Origin of the sequence: Mesorhizobium sp. ANAO-SY3R2 (genome assembly GCF_042466635.1) — a bacterium.
Taxonomy (GTDB): domain Bacteria; phylum Pseudomonadota; class Alphaproteobacteria; order Rhizobiales; family Rhizobiaceae; genus Aminobacter.
In genome coordinates, this window is the sequence record NZ_CP159955.1 from 692,028 (window position 1) to 716,590 (window position 24,563).

Consider the following 24,563-nt stretch of genomic DNA (forward strand, 5'->3'; position numbering starts at 1 on the left):
GCGGATGTACAGGGACATACCGGATCGGCCGGTATGGCGGAGAGGCATCATGCCAATGAGCGCTTCCTTGGAAGGTCACCCGCCATGTCGGGCAATCTCGCCGATAGTTCTTGCCAAAGCTCTAAGAGAGAGGGTTAATATTTAATAACTTATTGTTTCTATTGTTCTTTTCGATGAAAATGAAAACGGGCCGCCCCTTGGGGCGGCCCGTTCTGCAACGCAAGTGTGATGGTCGGCTATTAGCCGCGGAACAGCGACAGGATCGACTGCGAGTTGCCGTTGGCGATCGACAGAGCCTGGATGCCGAGCTGCTGCTGGACCTGAAGGGCCTGCAGGCGGGTCGATTCCTTGTTCATGTCGGCATCGACGAGCTGGCCGACGCCGCGATCGATGGAGTCCATCAGGCTCGAGGTGAAGGTCTTCTGCAGATCGATGCGGCTCTTGGCAGCGCCGAGGTTGGTCGCAGCGGTCGTCATGTCCTTGAGCGCGCCTTCGACCTTGCTGAGCATCGAACCGATGAACGCGTCGTTCACGCCGGCCGCCGTGATGTCCATGTTGTGGACCGATACGCCAGCGATGCTGGTTGCGGTAGCATCAGCTGCGGCAGCAGCGGTGTCAGCTGCCGTTGCGGCTGCCGTGTCGGCGCCGCCGCCAGCGACAGCAGCAGTGTAGGCGGTTTCATAAGCCGCCTGTGCAGCCGTCGAGCTCCAGATCTTCGTCTGGCGGTCGAGGATGCCGGCGTTCTTGACGTTGGCTGCAGTGCCGGCGCCCGAATCGAAGAGCTTGATGCCCTCGACCTTGACGTCGATGGTCGAGATCGAAGCCGTGCCGGCCGCATCGCGGTTGAAGGCCGAGACGATCTTGATGTCGGCCTGGACACCCGTGTCCGCGGCGGCGGCGGCACCTGCCGCGTTCTTATCGGAGGAGACCGAAAGCATGTTGGCGCCGGAGAAGGTCGCGCCGTCGGCATAGGCCTTGAGCTGGCCCTGGAGCGCCTTGATCTCGGTCTGGATCTTGGCCTTGTCGGCAGCCGAAGCGCCGGTGGCGGCAACGAGCTTGACCTTGATCTCGTTGAGGGTGTCGATCGACTTGTTCATGCCGGTGTAGGCAGTGTCGACCTTCGAAGCGCCGAGGCCGAGCGAGTCCTGAACCGTCGACAGCGCCTTGTTGTCCGAACGCATGGTGGTGGCGATCGACCAGTAGGCGGCGTTGTCGGAAGCTTCGGCGACGCGGAAACCGGTGGAGATGCGGCCCTGGGTGGTGTTGAGCGACTTGTTGGTTGCGTTGAGGGTCTGCAGCGCCGTCATTGCCGACGCGTTGGTATTGATCGAAGACATGGGAAAACGCCCCTAGGATATGCGAATGTACAGGGACATACCGGATCGGCCGGTATGGCGGAGAGGCATCATGCCAATGAGCGCTTCCTGGAAGGTCACCCGCCATATGGAGCAATCTCGCCGAAAGTCCCTGCCAAAGCCCTAAGGATTATGGTTAACAAAAGGTAACATACTGATTTTTATTGGTAATTGCGTGCATTGAATGAGGCTTTGCAACCGCGGCGCGTTGTCCGCTTGCAATAAAAAAGGGGCCGCGCGGCCCCTTTTTGCAGTTCTGCTAAGTGAATGATCGGACGAGGCTGCCGACCAGCAGGTTCCAGCCGTCGATGAGCACGAAGAACAAAAGCTTGAAGGGCAGTGAGACTACGGTCGGTGGCAGCATCATCATGCCCATGGCCATGGTAATAGTGGCGACGATGAGGTCGATGACCAGGAAGGGCAGTACAATCAGGAAGCCGATCTCGAAACCGCGGCGGATCTCCGAGATCATGAAGGCGGGCACCAGGATGCGCAGGTCGACCTTTTCTTCCGACACCGTCTGGCCGCGCTCGCGAGCGAGATCGGCGAACAGGTCGAAGTCCTTGTCGCGGACGTTGTGCATCATGAAGTCGCGGAACGGATCGGCAATGCGCCCGACCGCCTCGGTCTGGCTGATCTGGTTGTCCATCAGCGGCCTGACGCCGTTGCTCCAGGCCTGATCGAAGGTCGGCGCCATGACGTAGAAGGTCATGAACAGCGACAGCGAGATCAGGATCAGGTTAGCGGGCGTCGACTGCAGGCCGATGCCGGTGCGCAGGATCGAAAACGCGATGACGAATCGGGTGAAGCTCGTCACCATGATGAGCAGGCCCGGCGCCACCGACAGCACGGAGAGCAGGCCGAACATCTGGATCATGTAGCCGACGGTGGCGCCGTCGGCATTGCCGAAGGCGCTGAGGTCGAGTTGCTGCGCGCTCGCGGGCAGGGAGGCGCCAGCGAGGATGGCTGCGGTGGCCAGGAACTTTTTCATTCAAACAGCAACGTTCTGATCAGCACTTCCTTGACGTGGCCGTCGCTGCGGATGGCAGCGCGCTCGTCGAGGTCGGTCTTGAGGTGGCGCAAGGCGCTGGAGCCCTGGACCTGATGGATCCGGAGCGTGCGCACGAAGGCGAGAAGGTCCTGGTGGACCCGCTCGGTGAGTTCCGCCGGCTGCGGCGCGTCCAGCACCAGCGAAAGCTCGAGCCGCACCCACATGTTGTCGGGCGCGGCAATGTTGGTGGTGATGGGCGCAAGCTGGAACAGCGTCGCCGCAGGTGCGGGTTCGCCGTGTTCGGTGCTGGCGGCCTTGGCCTTGGCCTCGGCCTGCTCCGCCTGGCGGCTCTCGCCGTAGAGGTAGCCACCCGCGAGCCAGCCCATGCCCACCGCTGCACTGGTCATCAGCAGCAGGATGCCGATCTGGACCACCAGCGAAGGGCCGGGCTTGCGGACGATAGGGAAGTCGATCGCTGACATGGGCGCGGCCTAGAAGGGGAGGACCTGGTCGAGGAACTGCTGGCCATAGGGCGGCTGCTGCACCTCGGTGATACGGCCGCGGCCGCCATAGGAAATGCGCGCCTCGGCGATGCGCTCGTAGGGAATGGTGTTGTTCGGCCCGATGTCGGAGGGGCGCACGATGCCGGCAATCGTCAGGATGCGCATCTCCGCGTTGACACGGACCTCCTGCGAGCCGCGGATCATCATGTTGCCGTTGGGCAGCACATCGGTGACGACGGCGGCAATGAGCAGGTTGAGCTTTTCCGAGCGGGCGGTGGCGCCATCGCCGGAATAGATCGACTTGGAGCCCGCATTGCCGTCGACCGCTCCGCCGGTGCCGGCGCCGTCCCACTCGGCATTCAGGCCGAGGCCGATGGTGCGGTTGGAGGTTCGGTTGCGTTCGGACTCGTTCTTGAACCGGGCCCTGTCGTCGAGGTCGATCTTGACGGTCAGGATGTCGCCCGGCTGCAAGGCGCGCAGGTCGGTGAACATGCTGCTCTGGCTGTCCTGCCACAGCGAGAAGCGCTTGGGAGCAGATGCCGGGGCCTGGGGATAGCGGTACATCGGCGAACCGCCGTCCTCGATGCCCGAGCCGACGGCCGACATCGTCGGCTCCTTGCCGATCTCCCTGGTGTCCGTGGCACAACCGGCGAGGCTGGCGAGCAAGGCCGCCAAAAGGGCTTTTCTGGTCATGATGGGTCCTGCCTGCGGGATGCGCTCGCCATGATGCGGGTCAGATCGGCCGCCGACTTGCTTTCCATTTCATTGAGGATGACGCTCGATTTGCGGGCGTCGAGCTTCATCAGGATCGCCGCGGCGAGTTCGACGTTCATCATCGCCAGCCGCTCGGCCGCGGCATCGGGCTTCATGCGGGAATAGATGCTCACCACGCCTTCCTCGGCGCGGGCGAGGAAGACCTCGCGACGCTTGAGCCAGGTTTCGTATTCGCTTTTGCGCTCCTCGAGCAGCGCGATGCGCTGGTCGACCTCCGCCTGGAGCTTCTTCAACTCCTCCGCCTGCAGTGCATAGCGGCGATCGCGGGCGGCGTCGGCGATGTTGGAGCAGAAGCGCTCGACTTCGCTCTGCTCGACCCCGACCGGTTCGACCGCTTTCGGCGGTGCGGCCGGACGATTGATGAACGGGGTGGGCGTGCCTTGAGTGGGTGCACCCTCGGCAGGGGCGCCAGCGCCATGCGCGGAACCGCCTGCTGCAAGCACGGCAGCCAGTGCGACGGCGGAAAGCGCTCTGCGACTGAAGGTCTTGGAAAGCCTGCTATCCATGGCCATGCCTTACTGGACCACCAGGTCGGCCTGCAGCGCGCCTGCCGACTTGATGCCCTGGAGGATTGAGATGATGCCGTCCGGCTTGACGCCGAGGCGGTTGAGGCCGGCTACCAGCGTCTGCAGGTTGGGACCGTCGAGCACGGCCAGCTTGGAGCCGGGGCGCTCCGCCTCGACGACGGTGAAATCCTCGACCGCGGTCTGGCCGCGCGAGAACGGCTCGGGCTGGATGATGCGCGGCTGCTCGGTGACGCGGACGGTGAGCGTGCCATGGCTGATGGCGACGCGCGATATCTTGACCTCATTGCCGATGACGATGGTGCCGGTGCGTTCGTCGACGACGACGCGGGCAGGGACATCGGACAACACCATCAGGTTCTCGAGCTCTGCGTAGAAGCGCGCGGTCGAGATGCCTGCCGGCTTGCGGATGACGACGGTGCGGGCGTCCTGTTCACCGGCGACGCGCGTGCCGAAGCGATGGCGTGCGTAGTCGTTGATGGCATCGGCGATGCGTACCGAGGTCGAGAAATCAGGGTTGAAGAGCTGCAGCGTGAGCACGTTCTCGTCGGCGAAGCGGGCCTTGACCTCGCGCTCGACGATGGCGCCATTGGGCACACGTCCGGCAGTGGGCGTGCCTTGCGTGACCTGCTCGGCCTTGCCCTGGGCGTTGAAGCCGCCAACGAGCAGGGAGCCCTGCGCGACGGCGTAGATCTCGCCGTCTGCGGCCTTGAGCGGGGTCATGACCAGCGTGCCGCCGGCAAGCGAGGTGGCGTCGCCGAGGGAAGACACGTTGATGTCGATGCGCGTTCCGGCCTGGACGAAGGCCGGCATGTTGGCGGTGACGATGACGGCGGCGACGTTTTTCGCCCGGGCGCGGCCATCTTCCGAGGCGATGCCGAGATTTTCGAGCATGGCGCGCATCGACTGCTCGGTGAAGGGCGAGTTGCGCAGGCTGTCACCGGAGCCGGCGAGGCCGATGACGAGGCCGTAGCCGACAAGCTGGTTGTCACGGGATTCCTGCAGCGAAGCGACGTCCTTGATGCGGACGTTGACGAAGCTGGCACCGTTGCCGCTGTTGAGCGTCGTCAGCCTCCCGCCGTCGCCCGCACTGACGAAGTCGGCTTCGGGCATGGCTGCGGCGCCTGGCGCTGCGGCGGCAGGAACATTCAGTTGCGATGCCGGGACGCCAACCGGGCCGTCGGCATAGGCTGTCTGGAGACCGAATACGGCGACCGCCGCGAGTACCAATCTGCGGATCATGTCGCACCCACGCGGATCGAGCCGTCGGCCATGACGGTCCCGGTGAAGGTCTTGCCGGTGTCGATGTTGCGCACCTTGACGACATCGCCGGCGGCACCCGGCTCAAGGGTCACGGCTGATGCGGAGATCGTCAGCGGGCCAGCCTCGAACACCACCTGGACGGCAGCGCCGCGATCGACCAGCCACGCCTCGCGAAGGGCCGTGACGGAAATGTAGCGGCCGGGCAGCAGCGTACGCTTGGCGACACGGCCGTCGAGTTCGTCCGCCTGAGTGACGACCCCATCGGGACGTACCTTGCCAGGCTTGAGGGCGACTTCCTTGAGTGCCGACAGCGCGATGGCCTCGCCGGGATAGATGACGCGGTTGGGAACGAGCACGACTTCCTGCTCGGCCGCCATTGCGGCGCCGCCAAGCATGGCGAAGGCCAGGACCGCCGCGCGGATATGGAGGTGCGCGTTCCGCAACCGCATGATGTTCACCGCAAGTTCTTGGAGACGACGGCGGCCATTTCGTCGGCCGCCTGGATGACCTTGGAATTCATTTCGTAGGCGCGCTGCGCCGAGATCAGCTCTGTGATCTCTTTGACCGGGTCGACGTTGGAGTTTTCCAGGTAGCCTTGCTTGATGGTGGCGAAGCCGGGCGAACCAGGTTCCCCCTCGATCGCTGGGCCGGAAGCGTTGGTCTCGGCGAAGAGGTTGTCGCCAAGCGGCGCAAGCCCCGCCTCGTTGGCGAAATTGGCGAGCTGCAGCTGGCCGATCGTTTGCAGGTCGGTCTGGCCGGCGACGCGGGCAAAGACCCCGCCGGAATCGTTGACGACAACTTCAAGTGCGTTTGCGGGGACCACGATGCCGCCATCGACGACATAGCCGTCGACGGTGACGAGCTGGCCGGTGGCATTGGTGTTGAAGGAGCCGGCGCGCGAATAGAGCGTCTGGCCGTCGGCGCCCTCGATCTGGAACCAGCCCTTGCCGGACAGCGCGAGATCGAACTGGTTGCCCGTATTGGTCAGGCCGCCCTGGATGTGGACGTTACGGACCGCTGCGGTCTTGACGCCGAGGCCGATGCTGACGCCTTCCGGCACGATCGCCGCGTTAGCGCGGCTGGGCACGCCCTGCATGCGGTCGACCTGGTAGAGAAGATCCGAGAACTCGGCGCGGGCGCGCTTGTAGCCTGTCGTGTTGATGTTCGCGATGTTGTTCGCGATCACTTCGAGATTGGTCTGCTGGGCGTTCATGCCCGTAGCGGCGATAGCAAGCGCTTTCATCTAGGTGTTCCTCAGATGCCCATGCGGCTGACTTCGAGATAGGCCGAGACGATCTTGTCGCGGATGGCGATGGCCGCCTGCAGCGCCTGTTCGGCGCTCATCACTGCATCGACCACCTCGCGGGTGTCGGCTTTGCCCTGGATGCCGGCAGCGGAAAGCTGCTCTGCCTTGCGCAGGCTCGCCGCGGTCTGGGCGGCGGCATCGGCAAGGGCCGCGGCGAAGGAATTGCCGACTGCGCCGGATGCGACCGACGCAGTTTCAGGAAGGATGCTGGTCGGGGTGGTCAGGACCTGTTGGCCGAGCGGGCTGATGCTGCCGATCATTACTGGCTCCTCATAAGATCGATGGTCATGGAAATGAGATCGCGGGCCTGCTTAACGACTTGCAGGTTGGCTTCGTAGGAACGGTTGGCCTCGGTCATGTCGGCCATTTCGATCAACACGTTGACGTTGGGCATCTTGACGTAGCCATTGGCGTCGGCGGCCTCGTTGCCGGGCTGGAACTCCAACCGGAAAGGCGATTGGTCCTCGCCGAGGGCGGCGATCTCGACGGTCGAGCCGCCGGTCGCACGGTCGAGTTCAGCGGCAAAGCTGACGGTCTTGCGACGATAGGGTTCGGCACCAGGCGTCTTGCCGGTCGACTGGGCGTTGGCGAGGTTTTCCGAGACGATGCGAAGGCGTTCGGACTGGGCTCCGAGACCGGAGCCTGCGACCTTGAGGGCGGCGACGAGCGGATCCATATCGGTCAGCCCTTGCTGCTTTGCATGATCATGCGATGGAAGGCCTTGACGATGGCCGTATTGAGCTCGAACGCGCGGCGGACTTCGCCGGCCTTCAACAACTCATCGTCTAGAGCCACAGTGTTGTCGGAGGGCAGCACGGCATTCTTGGGTTCTTCCGCCTTGACTGCGAGGCCGGCGGCGGTGGCACCTCCGGTGAGGTGGCCCGTCTGTGTTGCCGTCATGGCGACGCGCGTTCGATCGAGTACGCGTTCGAACGGCTCTACATCGTGGGTGCGATAGCCGGGCGTGTTGGCGTTGGCGACGTTGCCTGCGATGGCGTTCTGGCGCACCGAGAGCCAGCGTGCCTGCTGGGCGGCCAGATCGAACAGATTGACGGGGTCCATGGAAATCTCCGAGCAGATTTCCAAACACTATTGCCTCAGTCTTGCGCGGGCCTTGCGGGGTTCGGCAAGCTTGGCGCCGCCGCTGGAGCGCCGCGTCCTTTCGGACGCACGGCGCTAGCGCGACAGGCTGAGAACTTCCTCGCGCGAGGTGACGAGAACCCATTTGCCGTTGCGCTGCTCGATCGAGGCGACCGTGCTCGAGTCTGGCAGCACCGAGCCGCGCTGCACCACCCACACGCCGGCGTCGTCCTGGATCATGGCGCGGCCGTTGGCGACGTGGACGAGGGCGAAATTGACCTTCGGACCGGGGAAGGGCTGTTCGCTGATGGCCCGGGCACCGCCAGCTTCACCCTTGTCACCGCGAAGCGAGCCGGTGGCGAAGAGGTCCAGCTTCATGGTCGGGATGTCTTCGACCGACATCGGCGCACCGATGCGCTCGGGCGCGTCGCTCATGAACAGCGGGACCGTCTCTTCAGCCTGTCCGCGGCCACCGAATTTCATCGCCCGGATGCCGAACTTCTCCTGATTGAAGAAGATGTACCAGGGAAACAGCGCGCAGGTTGTGCCGAGCGCGATGCCGAGACAGGCGATGATGAAATCGCTCCTGTGGTCGCGCTTCGCGTGCCGGGGCACGATCTTCAAGGTCGTGCGTTTCAAGCCGAGGCGCTGCAACAGCGTGCGCGGCTTGTCCCGCGCCTCGATGATATCCAGCAGTTCGCGCGCAGGATCATTCCGCCTGAACATGGGGTCTTTCCTTGGCTCTCAAGTGGCTGGCGAGGTCGGAGAATGGGTCGAACGAAGGGCCGTCGACGGGCGACTGCCCCAACGCTTCGTAGATCACCGGCACCTGGCGCACGGCGAGATCGAGCTCCGGATCCGCGCCGGGCTGGTAGGCTCCGAGCAGACGGATGTCGCGCGTGTCCTCGAAGCGCGAAATCATCGCCTTGAGCCTGCTGACCAGCACGCGCTGATCGGGGGTCCAGGCCTTGCCGGCGAGACGCGAGATCGACGCCAGTGGGTTGACCGGCGGGTAGCGGCCCTGCTCGGCGATAGCACGGTCGAGCACGACGTGGCCGTCGAGAATGCCACGGACCGAATCGGCGACCGGATCGTTGTGGTCGTCGCCGTCGATGAGCACCGAGATGATGGCGGTGATCGAGCCCGTGCCCTCCATGCCCGGCCCGGCACGCTCGAGCAGTCTGGGCAGTTCGGTGAAGACCGAGGCGGGATAGCCGCGCGCCACCGGCGGCTCGCCGGCACCGATGGCCACCTCGCGCAAGGCATGGGCGAAACGGGTGATCGAATCGAGCACCAGCAGCACGCGGTGGCCTTGGTCGCGGAAATGCTCGGCAACGCGCATGGCCGTGTCGGGTGCGCGGCGGCGCATCATTGCACTCTCGTCGCTGGTGGCGACGACCGCGACGGTCTTTGCCATGCTTGCCGCGCCGATGGTGTCTTCGAGGAATTCGCGCACCTCGCGGCCACGTTCGCCGATGAGTGCTACGACGACGGTGTCGAAGGCGTCGGCACCGGCGAGCATCGCAAGCAGGGTCGATTTGCCGACGCCGGAGCCGGCGAAGACGCCCATGCGCTGGCCGAAGCACAGCGGGGTGAAGATGTCGATGACGCGGACGCCGGTCATGAAGCCCGTGTCGACGCGCTGGCGGGCAAGGGCGGCGGGCGGGACAGCCTCGCTGGCATCCTGCTGGGCGCTGCGAATCAAGGGTGGCCCGTTGTCGATGGGACGGCCAAGTGCGTCGATGGCGCGGCCGCGCCAGCTCGGATGGGGGGTGATGGAAATCGGGCCGCGAGTAAAGACGGCGTCGCCGACGCCGACATCCTCGCTGCTTTCGTAGGGCGCGACCAGCACCTCGTTGCGGCCGATCTGGACGATCTCGCCGCGGCGGCTGCGGCCCTGGCCGCGATGCTCGACGATGTCGCCGAGGCGCGCGATGGCCGACAGGCCGCCGACCCGGTAGTGTGTCGGCGCGATTTCCGTCACCCGGCCGCCGCGACGGACGAGCGTGCGGTCGTCGGCGAAGCGGCGCTCGAGTAGTTCGAGCGCTGCGAGCCTGTTGTCGAAGGCGGGCGGGGCTTCTGTGCGGGCGGCAGGCAGGGCGGAGCTCACTTACTTCGAACCGAGCGTCTTGATGGCGCCGGAGAAGGTGTTTTCGGTCTGGCGTATGAGGGCAGCCGAGTTCTCGAAGGCGCGCTGCAACATGATCAGCCTGGTCATTTCCTGGACCGGATTGACGTTGGATTCCTCTACGAAGCCCTGGACGAGACCAGCCTCCATGCGGTCGACGACAGGCTGGGGAGCGGTCGCCGGCACGACGCCAGAGTTGCCGTAGCGGACGAAATTCGGTCCGGGGTTGAATTCATACAGGCCGAGTGCCGCGACGAGGCGGCCGTCCTGGCGCAGCGAGCCATCGGCGCCGGCCTCCGGCGGGCCTTCGCGCGGGTCGAGCTGGATCGGGGCGCCGCCGGCATCGAGCACTGGATAGCCCTGATGGGTGACCAGCTGACCTTCGCGGGTCATGGAGAAACGGCCGTCGCGTGTCATGACTATGCCGCCAGGCGTCTCGATGCCGAACCAGGCATCGCCGCGGATGGCGAAGTCGAAAGGATTGCCAGTGTGCGTCATGCCGCCGTGCTGGGTCGAGAGATAGGTTTCGCCCGTCGAGACGAAGGATACCGACTTGGCGCCGAGGCCGGAGACGACATCCTCGAACTTCACACCGGTGGCGCGGAAGCCGACGGTGGAAGCGTTGGCGACGTTGTCGGCGATGGTGTCGAGACGCTTTTCGAGCGCGACCTGCGCGGAAAGCGCGACGTAAAGACCGTTCTGCATGATGTGCTCAGAACCTCAGCTTTTGCATGGCGAACATAAGATCGGTGGAAACCCCGTAGCTTACGGGCGCGCCGAACAGCAGCCCGGCCGATTGCTGTACGGGCGAGGAAGGGTTGTTGATCTCCCACAGGCTGGTGAAGCGCTTGAGGAACTCGCCGAGCTTCTTGGGGTCGGAGATGTTTTCGATTTTCAGCTTTTCCTCGAAGAACTTGACCTGACGGTCGATGTCGGCGGAGGCAAAGGATTCCGGCAAGGCGAGTGCCGTGCGCACCACCTTGGCTAGGGCCGGGTCGGCGAGAACCTGGTAGAAGCTTTTGATCGAGGGTGCCTTGCGCTGGAAGTAGAGGGCGAGGCGGACGCCTTCATTGTCCTTGCCGGCATTTTCTTCCAGCGTCTGGCGCAGGTATTTGTCGACGGTGCCCTGCTGCGCCTTGCTGAAAATCGTCGCCGTTTCGCCGTGCGCCTCAAAATTGTACGTGTCGACGAATTCGGCGTAGCGCTTGTCGGTCAGCTTGTTGGCGAAGCTGTCGCGATCGCTGATGCCTTCCTTCAGCGCCTTGACCATGAAGGCCTTGGCATAGGCCATATCCTGCAGGCCATGCGCCTTCATGGCGTATTTGAACAGCCGGTCGTCCTTGACGAACTGCTCGATGCTTTTCACCTTGGTAATGTTCTCAAGGTAATATTTGGTATCGCGCTCGACCGTTGGCTGAGCCTCGACGCGGTCGATCGCCTTGCCGATGTCCTTCGCGATTAACTGGTAGCTTGTATAGGTATTGAGCACGATAAAACCCTTCCGCCGCAGGATAGTTGGGGAAGGGTATGCTCAAATGCTTGCGCGAAGCTGAATCGTTTCGCGATGCTCGTTCAAGCCTCACACAAGGCACGCCAGTTATGGCTGCCTGCAACTTGCTTTCAATGCGGAAGGACCAACCGTGGGCATTCTTATCGGACTCGTCGTGACGCTCGGCTGTGTGCTCGGCGGATTCATGGCGATGGGCGGCCACCTCAACGTCCTTATGCAGCCCTGGGAGTTGGTCATCATCGGCGGTGCTGCGCTGGGTACCTTCCTGGTCGCCAATCCATTGGCCACGGTGAAGGACACCGGCCGCGGCATCATGGAAGCCTTCAGGCAGGCGGTGCCGAAAGAGCAGGACTATCTCGAGACGCTCGGCGTGCTGCACAGCCTGATGCGCGAATTGCGCACCAAGACACGCTCGGAAGTCGAAGCGCATATCGACAATCCCGAGGACTCGCCGATTTTCCAGGCCTATCCGATGGTGCTGAAGAACGACGCCCTGACGCATTTCATCTGCGACTATTGCCGCATCATCATCATCGGCAATGCCCGGCCGCACGAGATCGAGGCGCTGATGGACGAGGAAATCCAGACCATCCGCGCCGACAAGCTCAAGCCCTATCACGCGTTGGTAGCGGTCGGTGATGGCCTGCCGGCGCTCGGCATCGTCGCGGCCGTGCTCGGCGTGGTGAAGGCCATGGGCGCGCTCGACCAGTCGCCGGAGATCCTCGGCGGCCTGATCGGGGCTGCGCTGGTGGGTACCTTCCTCGGCATCTTCCTGTCCTATTCGGTGGTCGGTCCGATCGCTACCAAAGTGAAGACCGTGCGCGAAAAGAACCACCGTCTCTACATCATCGTGAAGCAGACGCTGCTTGCCTACATGAACGGTTCGCTGCCGCAGGTGGCGATCGAGTTCGGCCGCAAGACGATCTCGGCTTACGACCGTCCGTCGATCGACGCGGTGGAACAGAGCACGCTGAATACCAACATCATCGAAAAGCAGGCGGCCTGAGCCAATGCCGGCAGCTGACGAAGGGCATCTGCAATCATGAATTCAATCGCAAGCCCTGCGGAACCCCGCGACGTGGTGATCGAGCGCTTGCTGGGCAATACCGGCGAGCCTGACAAGGTGCATTCGGCTGCCCGTCGCATGGCCGAGCGCGCGGCGCCAGAGATCGCCAAGCATCTGAACCAGCTATTGCCTGAGCAGGTCTACATCGAGGTCGTCGATGTCAAGCTTGCGCGCATGGGCGACGCCAAGGCCGGCAAGAGCAACCAGGCGCTGGCGGTCGCCGCGAGCGAGACTTCGCCTGACGGGCTCGTGATGGCCCTCGATCCGCAGGCACTCGCCATCCTCGTGCATGTCCTGTTTGGCGGTGAGCCCAGCCGTCAGGTGGCGCCGATCGATCGCGATCTCTCGGCCATCGAGCTGGGAGTCGCCACCATGGTGTTCCAGGAAGTAGCGCGTGGGATGAACGCGCAAGGGCCCGATGGCGAGTTCGGCGTCAAGCTGCCGGTTCCGGAGGCGATGACCGGCACGGTCATGAAGAAGCATGTGTTCCGCGACGGACCTTCCGCGCGAATCATCTTGTCGGTCGCCACGGCGGCGTCGCGCGGCACGCTGGCGCTGACTTTGCCGCAGCGTGTGCTGATCGAGGATCGCCGCGGCAAGGCCGAGAGGGATGCCGCCGCCGTTCCCGTCACTGAATGGCGGTCGCGCTTCTCCGACGAGGTGATGCGTTCGACGGTCCGGCTCGAAGCCTCGATGCCGATCGGCCGCATGACGCTCCGCGACCTGACCGGGCTTGGCGTCGGGCAGGTCATCGAATTGGCCGAGAATACACAATCCAACGCCGTCATCGCCGCTCGCGGCAAGACGCTGTTTGCCTGCGAATTCGGCAAGCTCGGGCAGAACTACACCGTCCGCGTCAAGCGTCCGTTCGATACCACCGAAGAAACCATTGAAGGGATCGTCGCTGGCTGAGGCTATGTGCTTCGATGCAGCGTCCGACACCGCGAACGACCCAACTGGAGAATACCGATGAACCAGTCGCAGCCCATGCCTGAATTCGGCGATCCCGAGATGCTCGAGATGCCCGAGATGTCCGGGATGTCCGAGATGCCCGAGATGTTCGGGACGCCTGGCGTCGAAGGGGAAGACGACCAGCTCAACCGCGCCATCGAGGAATTGCGCGGCGTGCTGAGCGAGGAACAGACGCATGCCGAACCGGCGCGCGGTCCGGCTGCCGGCAACAGCGTCATCCTCGACATCCCGGTGGAAGTGCAGATCATGCTCGGCAGCACCGAAATGGCGGTGTCCGACCTGATGACGCTGCAGAAGGGGTCGACCGTGGCGCTCGACCGCCGCATTGGCGACCCGGTCGATGTGATGGTCAACGGTCGCCGCATCGCCCGTGGCGAGATCATCGTGCTGGAAAACGACCCGTCACGCTTCGGCATCCGCCTGACCGAGATTGTCGCGGCCAAGAAGAGCGCCTGAGGATTTTGATCGTGCTTTCCCATCCTTCGAACGAGGTCCGCCCATGAGCCCGCTGTCGACGCTGACGCGGCCGCAAAAGGCGGCAGCCATTCTGGTGGCGATGGGCAAGCCTTCGGCGAGCCGGCTGCTCAAGTTCTTCAAGCAGGAAGAACTCAAGGAGCTGATCGAGGGGGCACGGCTCCTCAAGACCATTCCCCAGGCCGATCTCGAACGGATCGTCGCCGAATTCGAGGACGAGTTCACCGAAGGTGCCGGCCTGCTCGATTCTGCCGACGAGATGGACCAGATCCTCAACGAGTCGCTATCACCCGAAGCGATGAACGCGCTGATGGGCGGCGGCGATGGGACGGTGCTGAATGAATACGCACCGCCTGTGTGGCCACAGCTCGAAAAACTCGATCCGGCGCGGGTTGGTGCTTTCCTCGGCAACGAGCATCCGCAGACTGCGGCGTTGATCGTGTCTAACCTTGCGCCGACCTACGCCGCAAGCGTCGTGCTGACGGTGGAAAAGCCGGTGCGTAGCGAGATCATCAAGCGGATGATGGAGCTGACGACGGTCCCTGAGGCTGCGACCAGGCTGGTCGAGAACCAGATCCGCACCCATGTGCTCAACGGGGCCACGCAAAAAGACACCACGGCCGGCCAGGCCCGCGTCGCAAGCGTGCTCAACGAGCTCGACAAGTCGCAGCTCGAGGAAGTGATGAGTGGCCTCGAGGAAGTCGGCGCGAGCGGACTCGAGGCTATCCGCGCAAGGCTGTTTTCCTTCGAAGACATTGTGGACATGTCGCAGAAGGCGCGTGTCGCACTGTTCGACGGGCTGTCGACCGAGCTCATTACGCTCGCGCTGCGCGGCACGGCCCTGCCGCTCGCAGAAGCTGTGCTGTCGTCGATCGGCGCGCGCTCGCGCCGCATGATCGAATCCGAACTCGGCCAGGGATCGGAAGGCGTACAGTCCGCCGATATCCTGCGTGCTCGCAGATCCATTGCCTCGACTGCTTTGCGCATGGCCAAGGACGGTCTGCTCGAACTGCCGTCGACGCAGAACGCGGCCTGACCCGGCGCGGTTGCTTGAGCCATGGCCGACGGCGAAGACAAAGACTCAAAAACAGAAGAACCAACAGAGAAGAAGATCCGCGACACGATCGAGAAAGGCAAACTGCCGGTCTCGAAGGAAATCGCGATCTTCACCTCTTTCCTGGCGATCCTCGTCTACACCGTGTTCTTTGCCGCCGACTCGTTTGCAGAACTCGGTGTGTTCCTGTCGAACTTCCTCGAAAAACCCGAGAGCTGGCCGCTCGGCACCGAACGCGACGTCATCGAGCTCTACCAGGCGGTGATCGTGGAAATCGGCCGGGCCGTCGCAAACCTTCTGCTGCTGCTGGTTGTTGCCGGCGTCGGTGCTTCGGTGTTGCAGAACTTGCCGCAGTTCGTCGGTGAGCGCATCCGTCCGCAGATGTCGCGGATTTCGCTCGGCGCTGGCTGGAAGCGGTTGTTCGGCACCCAGGGCTTCGTCGAGTTCCTCAAATCGCTGGCAAAGCTTGGTTTTGCCATACTCGTTCTCGTGATCGTGCTCTCGGACGATCACCGCAGACTGCTTGCAGGCATGATCACCAACCCGGTGGCTTTCGGCAGCGTCATCCGCGGCATAGCGGTCGACATCCTCACGACGATCGTCTTCGTCATGGGCGTGATTGCCGTCGCCGACTTTGTCTGGTCACGCTTCCACTGGCACCAGGAGCAGCGCATGACCAAGCAGGAAGTCAAGGACGAGATGAAGCAGTCGGAAGGCGACCCGATCATCAAGTCGCGCCTGCGCTCCATCGCGCGCGACCGCGCCCGCCAGCGCATGCTGACGGCGGTGCCGCGCGCGACGCTGGTGATCGCGAACCCGACCCATTTCGCCATCGCGCTGCGCTATGTCCGCGACGAAGACGCCGCGCCGATGGTGCTCGCCAAGGGACAGGACCTGATTGCGCTGAAGATCCGCGAGATTGCGGAACAAAATGGCGTCCCAGTATTCGAGGACGTTGCACTTGCTCGCTCCATGTACAAGCAAGTTTCGGTTGATAGTGTGATACCAGGTCAATTCTACCAGGCGGTCGCCGAGCTGGTACGAATTGTATATGGAAACAAGGGTCAACGCAGGACATCATGAACCCCCAGCCACATGCTTCGTCTCGGGAAGTGATCGTTGCAACAGCTATACAGCCTGTCGTGCGTGAGCTGCGCCTGGTCGACATCGCCGACTACATAGCCTTCATCCGTATGGAGCACTTCGCCAACGTGGCCGACCTGGTCGATTCAGCGGCGGAACTGTATTTCATGCCGGGGGCGTTGCGGATGGGATTGGGCGGCGAAGCACATGTCTGCTGGACTGGCAGTCCGCGCATCGTGCTCGACCTCGAACTCAGGCCGGAAGGTGCGGTCGTCTATTTCCAGCTGTCGATGACGGCAACGCATGCCTCGGTCGAGGTTCACTATGTGTCGTTCGAGAAGCCGGACGCCGAGCCGGAGAAGAACACCCAGTATCTTGCGGGCGCGATCGAGCAGGCCATGATCCGGCGGACCGTGCCACGGGCGAAAGCAGCCTGATAGGATAGGGCTGGAAATCAGTCGATCAATCCCAGGCGCAGGGCCTTGGCTACCGCGTGCATGCGGTTGACGGCGTTGAGCTTCTGCGTCGTCTGGGTGAGGTACTGGTTGGCCGTGTGGACCGAAAGCTTGAGCAGCTTGGCGATTTCCTCGCTGGTGTGGCCACGCGAGGTGAGCTTGAGGCATTCGAGCTCGCGCCGCGACATGGCCGGCAATTCGTCCGTGCGGCCGATGCCGAAGCGGGCGACGGCATCGAACAGTGCAAAGCAGCGACCGTGCAGATCGTGCAGCGATGCCGCGTTGGGAGCAAGCTCAGGACCGCCGAAGACGATGAGCCCGGCCTGTCCCCGATCCGTATAGACCGGGAAGGCGATGCCACGATCGTTGGACGCCGGGGATTTGATGCGGCTGGTCCAGGTAAGGGCTGAGAAAGCAGTTTCGGCAGCGGCATCGTCGGCCCACCAGCACGGCGCCGTCGACTGCCTGATATGGCGCATCAGATGTTCGCCAATGCCACCATCGAGCAGTCGTGCGGCCGCCAGGTTGCCCGGATAGTCGGAATCGAAGCAGGGCACCAGCCGGCTGCTGTCCGTGCCCGATCCGGCCAGGCACAGAGCGAAGTCGCGTGCGCCGAGGTCTACGGCAAGCCAGCGGCAACGCTTCACGGCGTCTGCAAGGGTAACGGCATGGGCCGTCGTGCCGCGGACTTGGCTCGTTAGTCGCGTGTCTTCCTGGGCGATCGTCGTTTCGGCGTGTTGGCGGGCCTGCGCGGAGGTCAAATGATGCCGCTCCTGATTGCGGTCGCAATCGCCATGGCGCGGTTGCTTGCCGAAAGTTTCTGGATCGCGTGGGTGATGTAGCTGTTTATGGTGTTGGACGAGACGCCGAGGATCACTGCGACCTCGTCGGTGGTCTTGCCTTCCGAAACCCAGAACAGGCATTCGCGCTCGCGGTCCGACAGCGGGTCCTGCATCGTCGCGGCGGCCAGGATACCTGGCGCCTGCGAAAGCGCGTAGCAGCATTCGAGCTGGATGCGCGGCATGGCCACTTGGTCGATGCAGCCGGCCTCGGCGGCCGAGAACAGGACGAACAGGCGCTGACGGCCGACATGCAGCTTGAGCGTGAAGATCTCGGCATGGCCGAGCACGTCGAGCAGGCGTGCTTCCTCGCCGCCGAGCAGGGCAGGGGCGTGCGAGGCGATGAGGCTCTGCGGGCGCGTGCCCGGCGCGCTGGCGAAAGGTCCCTGGGCGAGGCCGGCAATGAGAGCGTGGCCGGCAATCTGGATGGCGTCGTAGATCCAGTTGGACGCGATGATCTGCAGCTTGTCGCGCTCCTGGTCCTGGGAGATGGCGACCAGCATGTAGCCGTCGGCGCCGATCTCGTCGGTCAGGTTCATGAAGAACGCGGTGAGATCGCTATGGGATGCGAGCCTTGCTGCGACTGTCGTCTGTTCGTTGCGGGCTGCTAGGGCGATCATTTGAATGCTTGCCGGAATCCATTTGAGGCCGGGCAAGGCGGGTGCCTCGTCCGGGTCGAAAACGCTTCACTTGAACGAAAAGAACGCGACGCGAGCACCAGGGGTACCCATCGGCCGAATCCGTGCTGGTCGCGCGAAACCAAACGCGCTCTGCGCCGAGAAAAACCCCGGCATTTCAGAGAGTTGGTGGTTCGCCGCGCCCCCCCACGGACCGGCTGATTCGGGTTGAATTTAACCCCTTGTGAATCGCTCCGCAAACATAATTGACAAAAAGTTAATTCAGAGTCCTTTGGCAGACTCAGGGTGGGTCCAGGCGGAGGCAAATACACCTAAAACGGGCGGCAGGATCGCCATTGACCGGACCGGGCTAGCGCTTTGTGTGCGGCGCGTCTGAGCGGACGCACGAAAACGCTCCAGGTCTTTGAGGTTGGGCATCTTCCTTGCCTGAATCGGTTTCGATTTTGGCAACGAAGATGCGCTAACGCTGCGTGAATTTCAGCGAGGGGAATTTTCGTGGGCGATCAATTTCAGGAAGTCACCAGCGTATCCTGGTTCGGGCGGATCAAGCGGGCGGTCGGCGGCGTGCTGGTGGGCCTCATCCTGGTGGTGGCCATGGTGGTCGTGCTGTTCTGGAACGAGGGCCGGGCGGTGACCACGTCGCGCTCGCTGGCCGAAGGCGCAAGCATCGTGGCATCGGTCTCCGCCGACAGCGTCGATCCGGCCAACGATGGCAAGCTTGTGCATGTCAGCGGACCGGTCAAAGCATCGGAGGGGCTGGTCGACGAGGATTTCGCCATTGCGGCGGAAGGCGTGCGGCTGGTGCGCGAAGTCGAGATGTACCAGTGGGTCGAGCACTCGAAGTCGGAGACTCAGACCAAGCTGGGCGGCAGCGAGGAAACCGTTACCACCTACAGCTACGCCAAGGAGTGGCAGGACCGGGCAATCGACTCCTCCGAGTTCAAGCAGCCTGCCAATCACGAGAACCCGTCGATGGAAATCGAGGGCACGTCGTTCCAGATTGCCGAGGGCAGCCTGGGCGCCTTCACGCTGGACGAGGAGGTGCTCAACCTGATCGGCAATTCCCAGAAGCTTGCGGTGAAGCCGAACCAGATCGCAGCCATCGAAGCCGCCTTTGCCGGCAGCGAGCGCGTCAGCGTGGCAGACGGCCGGATCTTCCTCGGCGCCAATGCGAGCTCGCCTGCCATCGGCGACTATCGCATCGGCTACAGCCTGGTACCGCTCGGCGACATCAGTATCGTTGGCGAACAGTCGGGCTCGGGCTTCACCGCCTACCAGACGGTGGCCGGCGACCAGTTGCTGATGGTCGACAGCGGCAAGGTGTCGGCAGCGGACATGTTTGCCGAGGCGGTGCGCGGCAATACGATCCTCACCTGGCTGCTGCGCGCCGGCTGCCTGTTGCTGCTGGCACTCGGTTTCGGGCTGCTGCTCGGCCCGCTCGGCGTTCTCGCCGATGTCATCCCGTTCCTTGGCAGCATCGTGCGCATGGGCACGGGGCTGGTGGCCTTCGTGCTGGCACTGCTGGTCGGCACGGTGACGATCGCATTCGCGTGGTTCTGGTACAGGCCGCTTCTGGCGATCGGCATTCTGGTTGCCGGATTGGCGCTGACTTTCGCGCTGACCAGGATTGGCAAGCGCAAGGCGGTGGCCGCCGCGCCGCAGGCGGGCGCGACGGCCTGAGTGGTCAGCGCCCCTCGAAGCCGGTGAGCACGCCGACGGCGTTGATGCCGATCTCGTCGACGGCGTAGCCGCCTTCCATCACGAACAGCGTCGGCAGCCCGAGCCTGGCGATGCGCTCGCCGATTTTCGGGTAGTCGGCGCTGGTCAGCTTGAAGTGGCTGATCGGGTCCTTCTCGAAGGTGTCGACGCCGAGCGAGACGACGACGACGTCGGGCGCATAGGCGGCGAGTTTCCGGCAGCCGTCCTCGAGCGCCTCGCTCCATTTCTCGAAGGAGGTGCCGAAGGGCATCGGGTAGTTGATGTTGAAGCCTTCGCCTTCGCCAGCGCCGTGCTCGTCGGCATGGCCGAGGAAGTACGGATATTCGGTCATCGGGTCGCCGTGCAGGTTGATGACCTGGACGTCGTTGCGCGAATAGAAGATCTCCTGCGTGCCGTTGCCGTGGTGGTAGTCGACATCGAGCACGGCGACGCGCTTCGCACCTTGGTCACGGAACAATTGCGCGGCGACGGCTGCGTTGTTGATGTAGCAATAGCCCCCCATGAAGGCCGCGCCCGCATGGTGGCCCGGCGGACGGCAGAGCGCAAACGCGCTGCGTTCACCAGCCTTGATCAACTGAGCCGCGGTCAGCGCCACGTCGTAGGACGACTTGATGGCTTCCCACGTGCCTTTGACGAAGGAGGCGCCGCCGTCGAAGGAATAGAAGCCGAGCAGCGCCTCGATGTTTTTCGGGCGGACATCGCCGCGCAGCCCGCGCGTCGGCCAGGCGAAGGGGATGGCCGAGCCGGACTTGCCGGCGGCTTCCCATTGCGGCCAGACGGTCGGCAGGAAGTCGATGTAGTCGGCCGCATGCACGCGCTTGGCGGCGGTCAGGTCGTGGACCTCGGGCGCAAGGATCGGTCCGAGCTTCTCGCTTTCGACGCGCTTCTTGATGATCTCGGCCCGCGAGGGCTTCTCGAATCCGGGCACGATGGCACCGGCGACTAGCTCCATCTGGCCGCTGTGGCCGGCGTGGAGCGGCGAAAAGACAGTCTTCATGATTCTCCTTCCTGGTTCTGGTTGAGATCGAGATAGGGGGCGACGAGCGCGAGCCACATGGCCTTGACGTCGTCCTGGATGAGATCGAATGCCTTGCGGTCCCGCTTGAGGCCGACGAGGCGGCAGACGTGGCCGACCTCCATCATCACCACACCCAGCCGGCTGGCGACTTCGTCCTGAAGGGCCGGGTTCACATGCTGCAGCCAGGCAGCGTAGAGGGCTATGATCTGCTCGTCATATTCGTTCTGGATGGGCCTGAGGTCGGGATTGCCGGTGATGGCCTCGATGACCGGCATCAGGCTGGCGTTGTCGAGATAGAGTTTCGAGGTGTCGACGAAGAGCCTGTCCACTTCCAGCTGAAATTCGTCGCGGTTGGTGGGGCGCGGGGCCCTGATGCGTCTGGCGATCACCTCGGGAAAGGCGCCGAGCCAGCGCCGGGCGAGATCCAGAAGGATGGCTTCCTTGTTGGGGTAGTACTGGTAGACCGAGCCGACCGACAGGCCGGCGTGCTGTGCGATGGCAAGCGTCGTCGGCGTCTTGGTGCCCTGTTCCCTCGTCAGGGTCAGCGCGGCATCAAGAATCCTGTCGACAACCTTGCTCGACCGTTCCTGTCGCGGTTGCTTGCGCGGGCTGAGCGCCGCGCTGGTCTTCTTGGTGAGACTGCGATTCACGGACAGAACTTCTCGCTCCCTGCTTGTTGCCAACATACACGAGAGGCGTCCTCCACAACGCATCCCCCCGGGAAACCCGCATATTGACAAACGCGAACAATTAGTCGCATTTTTTCTCGGCGCTGTCTTCAGGGAAACAAGGGGATTTCCTGAGATAGCGGAGCGGCTCTAGCCTCTTGTCTGGTTACGCCATTCCGTTCGAACGGCAGGCGACCGATGCGGGGCTGGACGGTCTCAGTCAGTCAAGTGCGCGGAGTCGCGATGTCTGTCCAAACGGTTCGCAATGCCGACCTGATCGTCATCAACGCCCGCGTGCTGACCATGGATGCAGCACGGCCCTCGGCGGAAGCGGTGGCCATCAGGGATGGCCTGATCGCCGCCGTTGGCGACAAGACTGAAATCGAGGCACTGCGCGGCCCGGACACCAAGGTGATCGACGCGCGCGGCGGTTCGGTCGTCCCGGGCTTCATCGAAGCGCACATGCATCTTTTTTCGGGGGCTGCTGAACTCGCGCATCTGCAACTGTTCGGCCTGCACGGTTTCGAGGCGCTGCGCGACGCCGTTCACGCCTATGCCGCATCGCGCCCCGATGCGAAGATGATCGTCGGGCAGGGCGCCGACTACACCATCCTCGGCGGCGAGCGCGTGACCAGGCATCACCTCGACGCGATCATCCCCGACCGACCGTTCCTGATGGCCGCGCCCGACCACCACACGATGTGGGCCAACACCAGGGCGCTGGAAATGGCCGGCGTGCTGCACGGCCGCGAACTCACGCCCGGCAACGAAATCGTCATGGGCGCCGACGGGCTGGCCGAGGGCGAACTGCGCGAGAACGAGGCGTTCAACCCGGTGCTCAAGCTTGCCGGCGAAGGTCGCGTGCGGCTCGGCCTTTCGACCGGCGGCGAGCCGGATCCGGTGCCGAATGCCGAGGAACGAGCCGGCGACCGCGCCATCATGCGGCGCGGGCTCGACTGGTGTGCCAGGCATGGCATCACCTCGGTCCAGAACATGGACGGCAACTACTACCAGCTCGAACTGCTCTCGGAGATCGAGGCTGAGGGCGACCTGATCTGTCGGGTGCAGGTGCCGTTCCACTACAAGAACTTCATGACCATCGACATGCTCGACAAGGCCTCCGACATGGCCGCGCGTTACAAGGGCGAGTGGCTGTCGTCGGGCGTGGTCAAGCTGTTCTATGACGGCGTTCTCGATTCCTGGACGGCGGTCATGCTCGAGCCCTATGCCGACCGGCCGGACTGGGTTGGCGAGCCGCTGTTTTCGCCGGAGGAATTCAAGCGCCTGGCGGTCGAGATCGACCGGCGCGGTTTGCAGATCGCGGTCCATTCGATCGGCGACGGTGCGACACGCGCCGTGCTAGACGGCTATGAAGCGGCGCAAAAGGCCAATGGCCTGCGCGACAGCCGCCACCGGGTGGAGCATGTCGAGGTGACGACGGCGGCCGACATCAAGCGCTTCGTCGACCTCGGCGTCATCGCTTCGATGCAGCCTCCACACCCGCCCGGCGCGATGAGTTTTCCGCTGGAGCCGACGGTCACGCGCATTGGTCGCGAACGCTGGGCTTATGCCTATCCGACACGCACGCTGCTCGATGCGGGCGCGCATGTGGTGTTCGCCTCCGACTGGCCGGTGGCGCCGATCGACCCGATCCTGGGCATGCAGGCGGCAATGCTGCGCAAGCCTTGGGCCGACGACATGCCCGACCAGAGCGTTTCGCTGCGCCAGGCGCTCGCCGGCTACACCGTCGAGGGCGCTTATGCCGGTTTCATGGAAGATAGAAAAGGTCGGCTGAAGCCGGGCTTCCTCGGCGACCTGGTCGTGCTTTCAGCCGATATCGAGGCGACCGATCCGGCCGTTCTGCATGAGGTGCGGCCGGTGATCACCATCTGCGGCGGAAGGGTTACGTACCAGGCCTGAAGGTGGCCCGGTGATTGCCGGTGAGTTGTAGTGAGTGCTGTTGTTGCCAAGCCTTGCGGCATGTGGTGACAATCGAAACGGAAAAAGCTCCGCCGCAAAAGGTGGACGAAACAATGGGGCGTTTGCGTGCCGGAAACACCGGGTAGGAATGCGATCGAGGTTCGCGGGGTTCGCAAGGTATTCGGAACGGGGGAGGCGCAGGTAGCTGCGCTCGATACCGTTTCGGTGTCGATCAGGGAAAACGAGTTCTTCACGCTGCTGGGACCGTCCGGCTGCGGTAAGACCACGCTTCTCAGGCTGATTGCCGGCTTCGACTTCCCCTCGGAAGGCGAGATCATGCTCTATGGCAGCGATATCGCGCCGCTGCCGCCCTACAAGCGGCCGGTCAACACGGTGTTCCAGTCCTACGCGCTGTTCCCGCATATGACGGTGGCGGAGAACATCGGCTTCGGTCTCGAAATGCTGGGCAAGCCGCGGGTCGAGATCGATGCGCGGGTGGCCGAGATGCTGAAGCTGGTGCGCATGGAAAAGCTCGCCAAGCGCCGCACCAGCCAGATCTCCGGCGGCCAGCAGCAGCGCGTGGCGCTCGCCCGGGCACTGGCGCCGCAGCCCAAGGTGCTGCTGCTCGACGAGCCCTTGTCGGCGCTCGACTACAAGCTGCGCAAGGAAATGCAGATCGAGCTCAAGCGCCTGCAGCTCGAAACCGGCATCACCTTCATCTTCGTCACCCACGACCAGGAAGAGGCGTTGACGATGTCCGACCGCATCGCGGTGATGTCGTCGGGCAAGATCCTGCAGGTCGGCAGCCCGCGCGACATCTATGACCGGCCGGCCGTGCGCTTCGTCGCTGACTTCATCGGCGAGACCAATTTCCTCGATGCCAGGGTGGACAGCATCGACGGGGCCAAGGCCAGGGTGACGCTGAAGTCGGGTGCGACGATTGCCGCGACCGTGGCGGAAGGCTTCAAGCTCGATGGCGAAGCGACGGTGGTGATCCGTCCCGAGCATGCCAAGGCCGTCAAGGGGCAAGGCGACATTTCCGGCGTGGTCGAGAACGTCGTCTATTTCGGCACCGACACGCATGTCCATATCAAGCTGGACGACGGCGCGATGTTCACCGTACGCCAGCAGAACACGCGCGGCTCGATGACGGCCTTCGAGCGCGGCGAGCGCGTCGGTATCGTCATCGGCGACGATGCGGCCCAGATACTCAAGGACTGAGC

28 protein-coding genes are annotated in these 24,563 nt (G+C 63.7%); 9 read left to right on the top strand and 19 right to left on the bottom strand.

Annotated elements, in window-relative coordinates:
• Positions 1–239 precede the first annotated feature (239 nt).
• From ABSY17_RS08095 to ABSY17_RS08165, 15 genes are all read right to left on the bottom strand, one after another.
• The gene (locus ABSY17_RS08095) at positions 240–1,337 is read right to left on the bottom strand and encodes a flagellin (RefSeq protein WP_378949014.1); all 1,098 of its coding nucleotides are present in this window, start codon (positions 1,335–1,337) and stop codon (positions 240–242) included.
• A 277-nt stretch (positions 1,338–1,614) separates the two neighbouring features.
• Positions 1,615–2,346: a flagellar type III secretion system pore protein FliP gene (gene fliP / locus ABSY17_RS08100; protein WP_378949017.1), complete on the bottom strand. Its 732-nt coding sequence runs from the start codon at positions 2,344–2,346 to the stop codon at positions 1,615–1,617.
• Positions 2,343–2,828 (bottom strand): flagellar basal body-associated FliL family protein, encoded by a 486-nt coding sequence (locus tag ABSY17_RS08105; protein ID WP_378949020.1) that lies wholly within the window; start codon positions 2,826–2,828, stop codon positions 2,343–2,345. Before ABSY17_RS08105 ends, fliP begins: the two co-directional genes overlap by 4 nt.
• Before the next feature lie 9 nt (positions 2,829–2,837).
• Complete coding sequence (gene flgH, locus ABSY17_RS08110) at positions 2,838–3,542, bottom strand: flagellar basal body L-ring protein FlgH (protein WP_378949023.1); 705 nt, start codon at positions 3,540–3,542, stop codon at positions 2,838–2,840.
• Positions 3,539–4,135 carry a MotE family protein gene (locus tag ABSY17_RS08115; protein ID WP_378949026.1) on the bottom strand — a complete coding sequence of 199 codons (597 nt, stop codon included), beginning with the start codon at positions 4,133–4,135 and terminating at the stop codon, positions 3,539–3,541. The genes flgH and ABSY17_RS08115 overlap by 4 nt, the downstream gene beginning before the upstream one ends.
• Before the next feature lie 3 nt (positions 4,136–4,138).
• A complete protein-coding gene (locus tag ABSY17_RS08120) occupies positions 4,139–5,389 on the bottom strand; it encodes a flagellar basal body P-ring protein FlgI (protein ID WP_378949029.1) in 1,251 nt (416 codons plus the stop codon).
• The gene (flgA, locus tag ABSY17_RS08125) at positions 5,386–5,859 is read right to left on the bottom strand and encodes a flagellar basal body P-ring formation chaperone FlgA (RefSeq protein WP_378949031.1); all 474 of its coding nucleotides are present in this window, start codon (positions 5,857–5,859) and stop codon (positions 5,386–5,388) included. The genes ABSY17_RS08120 and flgA overlap by 4 nt, the downstream gene beginning before the upstream one ends.
• Before the next feature lie 5 nt (positions 5,860–5,864).
• On the bottom strand, positions 5,865–6,653 hold the full coding sequence (gene flgG, locus ABSY17_RS08130; RefSeq protein ID WP_378949034.1) for a flagellar basal-body rod protein FlgG: 789 nt from the start codon (positions 6,651–6,653) through the stop codon (positions 5,865–5,867).
• Between the two features lie 11 nt (positions 6,654–6,664).
• A complete protein-coding gene (locus tag ABSY17_RS08135) occupies positions 6,665–6,976 on the bottom strand; it encodes a flagellar hook-basal body complex protein FliE (RefSeq protein WP_378949037.1) in 312 nt (103 codons plus the stop codon).
• Positions 6,976–7,392, bottom strand: a complete 417-nt coding sequence (flgC, locus tag ABSY17_RS08140; RefSeq protein WP_378949040.1) for a flagellar basal body rod protein FlgC — start codon at positions 7,390–7,392, stop codon at positions 6,976–6,978. The genes ABSY17_RS08135 and flgC overlap by 1 nt, the downstream gene beginning before the upstream one ends.
• Before the next feature lie 5 nt (positions 7,393–7,397).
• Entirely contained in the window at positions 7,398–7,778 is a 381-nt protein-coding gene (flgB, locus tag ABSY17_RS08145; RefSeq protein WP_378949043.1) for a flagellar basal body rod protein FlgB, read from the bottom strand.
• Positions 7,779–7,892: 114 nt separating this feature from the next.
• Positions 7,893–8,522: a hypothetical protein gene (locus ABSY17_RS08150; RefSeq protein ID WP_378949046.1), complete on the bottom strand. Its 630-nt coding sequence runs from the start codon at positions 8,520–8,522 to the stop codon at positions 7,893–7,895.
• On the bottom strand, positions 8,506–9,906 hold the full coding sequence (gene fliI, locus ABSY17_RS08155; protein ID WP_378949049.1) for a flagellar protein export ATPase FliI: 1,401 nt from the start codon (positions 9,904–9,906) through the stop codon (positions 8,506–8,508). Before fliI ends, ABSY17_RS08150 begins: the two co-directional genes overlap by 17 nt.
• The gene (gene flgF, locus ABSY17_RS08160; protein ID WP_378949052.1) at positions 9,907–10,629 is read right to left on the bottom strand and encodes a flagellar basal-body rod protein FlgF; all 723 of its coding nucleotides are present in this window, start codon (positions 10,627–10,629) and stop codon (positions 9,907–9,909) included. It abuts the gene before it with no gap.
• Positions 10,630–10,636: 7 nt separating this feature from the next.
• The gene (locus ABSY17_RS08165) at positions 10,637–11,413 is read right to left on the bottom strand and encodes a DUF1217 domain-containing protein (RefSeq protein ID WP_378949055.1); all 777 of its coding nucleotides are present in this window, start codon (positions 11,411–11,413) and stop codon (positions 10,637–10,639) included.
• 151 nt (positions 11,414–11,564) lie between these two features.
• On the opposite strand from ABSY17_RS08165, the gene motA reads away from it, so the two are divergent.
• The 6 genes from motA (at position 11,565) to ABSY17_RS08195 (ending at position 16,520) form a co-directional block, all read left to right on the top strand.
• Positions 11,565–12,440 (top strand): flagellar motor stator protein MotA, encoded by an 876-nt coding sequence (gene motA / locus ABSY17_RS08170; RefSeq protein ID WP_378949058.1) that lies wholly within the window; start codon positions 11,565–11,567, stop codon positions 12,438–12,440.
• A 36-nt stretch (positions 12,441–12,476) separates the two neighbouring features.
• On the top strand, positions 12,477–13,412 hold the full coding sequence (locus ABSY17_RS08175; protein ID WP_378949061.1) for a FliM/FliN family flagellar motor switch protein: 936 nt from the start codon (positions 12,477–12,479) through the stop codon (positions 13,410–13,412).
• Between the two features lie 135 nt (positions 13,413–13,547).
• Entirely contained in the window at positions 13,548–13,928 is a 381-nt protein-coding gene (gene fliN / locus ABSY17_RS08180) for a flagellar motor switch protein FliN (protein WP_378952506.1), read from the top strand.
• Positions 13,929–13,971: 43 nt separating this feature from the next.
• Positions 13,972–14,982: a flagellar motor switch protein FliG gene (locus tag ABSY17_RS08185; protein ID WP_378949064.1), complete on the top strand. Its 1,011-nt coding sequence runs from the start codon at positions 13,972–13,974 to the stop codon at positions 14,980–14,982.
• A gap of 21 nt (positions 14,983–15,003) precedes the next feature.
• On the top strand, positions 15,004–16,083 hold the full coding sequence (flhB, locus tag ABSY17_RS08190; protein WP_378949067.1) for a flagellar biosynthesis protein FlhB: 1,080 nt from the start codon (positions 15,004–15,006) through the stop codon (positions 16,081–16,083).
• Positions 16,080–16,520 (top strand): hypothetical protein, encoded by a 441-nt coding sequence (locus ABSY17_RS08195; RefSeq protein ID WP_378949070.1) that lies wholly within the window; start codon positions 16,080–16,082, stop codon positions 16,518–16,520. Before flhB ends, ABSY17_RS08195 begins: the two co-directional genes overlap by 4 nt.
• 17 nt (positions 16,521–16,537) lie before the next feature.
• On the opposite strand, the gene ABSY17_RS08200 is transcribed toward ABSY17_RS08195, so the two are convergent.
• Both ABSY17_RS08200 and ABSY17_RS08205 read right to left on the bottom strand, forming a co-directional pair.
• Entirely contained in the window at positions 16,538–17,299 is a 762-nt protein-coding gene (locus ABSY17_RS08200; protein WP_378949073.1) for a helix-turn-helix transcriptional regulator, read from the bottom strand.
• Complete coding sequence (locus ABSY17_RS08205; protein WP_378949076.1) at positions 17,296–17,997, bottom strand: LuxR C-terminal-related transcriptional regulator; 702 nt, start codon at positions 17,995–17,997, stop codon at positions 17,296–17,298. Before ABSY17_RS08205 ends, ABSY17_RS08200 begins: the two co-directional genes overlap by 4 nt.
• A 513-nt stretch (positions 17,998–18,510) precedes the next feature.
• Here ABSY17_RS08205 and ABSY17_RS08210 point away from each other — a divergent pair.
• On the top strand, positions 18,511–19,695 hold the full coding sequence (locus tag ABSY17_RS08210; protein ID WP_378949079.1) for a TMEM43 family protein: 1,185 nt from the start codon (positions 18,511–18,513) through the stop codon (positions 19,693–19,695).
• 4 nt (positions 19,696–19,699) lie between these two features.
• On the opposite strand, the gene ABSY17_RS08215 is transcribed toward ABSY17_RS08210, so the two are convergent.
• Both ABSY17_RS08215 and ABSY17_RS08220 read right to left on the bottom strand, forming a co-directional pair.
• Positions 19,700–20,731 carry a histone deacetylase family protein gene (locus ABSY17_RS08215; RefSeq protein ID WP_378949081.1) on the bottom strand — a complete coding sequence of 344 codons (1,032 nt, stop codon included), beginning with the start codon at positions 20,729–20,731 and terminating at the stop codon, positions 19,700–19,702.
• Entirely contained in the window at positions 20,728–21,402 is a 675-nt protein-coding gene (locus ABSY17_RS08220; protein ID WP_378949084.1) for a TetR/AcrR family transcriptional regulator, read from the bottom strand. The genes ABSY17_RS08215 and ABSY17_RS08220 overlap by 4 nt, the downstream gene beginning before the upstream one ends.
• Before the next feature lie 261 nt (positions 21,403–21,663).
• Between ABSY17_RS08220 and ABSY17_RS08225 the strand changes: the two genes are divergently transcribed.
• Entirely contained in the window at positions 21,664–23,340 is a 1,677-nt protein-coding gene (locus ABSY17_RS08225) for an amidohydrolase (RefSeq protein ID WP_378949087.1), read from the top strand.
• A 126-nt stretch (positions 23,341–23,466) separates the two neighbouring features.
• Positions 23,467–24,561, top strand: a complete 1,095-nt coding sequence (locus tag ABSY17_RS08230) for an ABC transporter ATP-binding protein (protein WP_378949090.1) — start codon at positions 23,467–23,469, stop codon at positions 24,559–24,561.
• Positions 24,562–24,563 lie beyond the last annotated feature (2 nt).

Coding starts and splice junctions, on each gene's coding strand:
- ABSY17_RS08095 (WP_378949014.1), bottom strand. CDS start 1,337: ATGTCTTCGATCAATACCAACGCGTCGGCAATGACGGCGCTGCAGACC.
- fliP (WP_378949017.1), bottom strand. CDS start 2,346: ATGAAAAAGTTCCTGGCCACCGCAGCCATCCTCGCTGGCGCCTCCCTG.
- ABSY17_RS08105 (WP_378949020.1), bottom strand. CDS start 2,828: ATGTCAGCGATCGACTTCCCTATCGTCCGCAAGCCCGGCCCTTCGCTG.
- flgH (WP_378949023.1), bottom strand. CDS start 3,542: ATGACCAGAAAAGCCCTTTTGGCGGCCTTGCTCGCCAGCCTCGCCGGT.
- ABSY17_RS08115 (WP_378949026.1), bottom strand. CDS start 4,135: ATGGCCATGGATAGCAGGCTTTCCAAGACCTTCAGTCGCAGAGCGCTT.
- ABSY17_RS08120 (WP_378949029.1), bottom strand. CDS start 5,389: ATGATCCGCAGATTGGTACTCGCGGCGGTCGCCGTATTCGGTCTCCAG.
- flgA (WP_378949031.1), bottom strand. CDS start 5,859: ATGCGGTTGCGGAACGCGCACCTCCATATCCGCGCGGCGGTCCTGGCC.
- flgG (WP_378949034.1), bottom strand. CDS start 6,653: ATGAAAGCGCTTGCTATCGCCGCTACGGGCATGAACGCCCAGCAGACC.
- ABSY17_RS08135 (WP_378949037.1), bottom strand. CDS start 6,976: ATGATCGGCAGCATCAGCCCGCTCGGCCAACAGGTCCTGACCACCCCG.
- flgC (WP_378949040.1), bottom strand. CDS start 7,392: ATGGATCCGCTCGTCGCCGCCCTCAAGGTCGCAGGCTCCGGTCTCGGA.
- flgB (WP_378949043.1), bottom strand. CDS start 7,778: ATGGACCCCGTCAATCTGTTCGATCTGGCCGCCCAGCAGGCACGCTGG.
- ABSY17_RS08150 (WP_378949046.1), bottom strand. CDS start 8,522: ATGTTCAGGCGGAATGATCCTGCGCGCGAACTGCTGGATATCATCGAG.
- flgF (WP_378949052.1), bottom strand. CDS start 10,629: ATGCAGAACGGTCTTTACGTCGCGCTTTCCGCGCAGGTCGCGCTCGAA.
- ABSY17_RS08175 (WP_378949061.1), top strand. CDS start 12,477: ATGAATTCAATCGCAAGCCCTGCGGAACCCCGCGACGTGGTGATCGAG.
- fliN (WP_378952506.1), top strand. CDS start 13,548: ATGCCCGAGATGTTCGGGACGCCTGGCGTCGAAGGGGAAGACGACCAG.
- ABSY17_RS08185 (WP_378949064.1), top strand. CDS start 13,972: ATGAGCCCGCTGTCGACGCTGACGCGGCCGCAAAAGGCGGCAGCCATT.
- flhB (WP_378949067.1), top strand. CDS start 15,004: ATGGCCGACGGCGAAGACAAAGACTCAAAAACAGAAGAACCAACAGAG.
- ABSY17_RS08195 (WP_378949070.1), top strand. CDS start 16,080: ATGAACCCCCAGCCACATGCTTCGTCTCGGGAAGTGATCGTTGCAACA.
- ABSY17_RS08205 (WP_378949076.1), bottom strand. CDS start 17,997: ATGATCGCCCTAGCAGCCCGCAACGAACAGACGACAGTCGCAGCAAGG.
- ABSY17_RS08215 (WP_378949081.1), bottom strand. CDS start 20,731: ATGAAGACTGTCTTTTCGCCGCTCCACGCCGGCCACAGCGGCCAGATG.
- ABSY17_RS08225 (WP_378949087.1), top strand. CDS start 21,664: ATGTCTGTCCAAACGGTTCGCAATGCCGACCTGATCGTCATCAACGCC.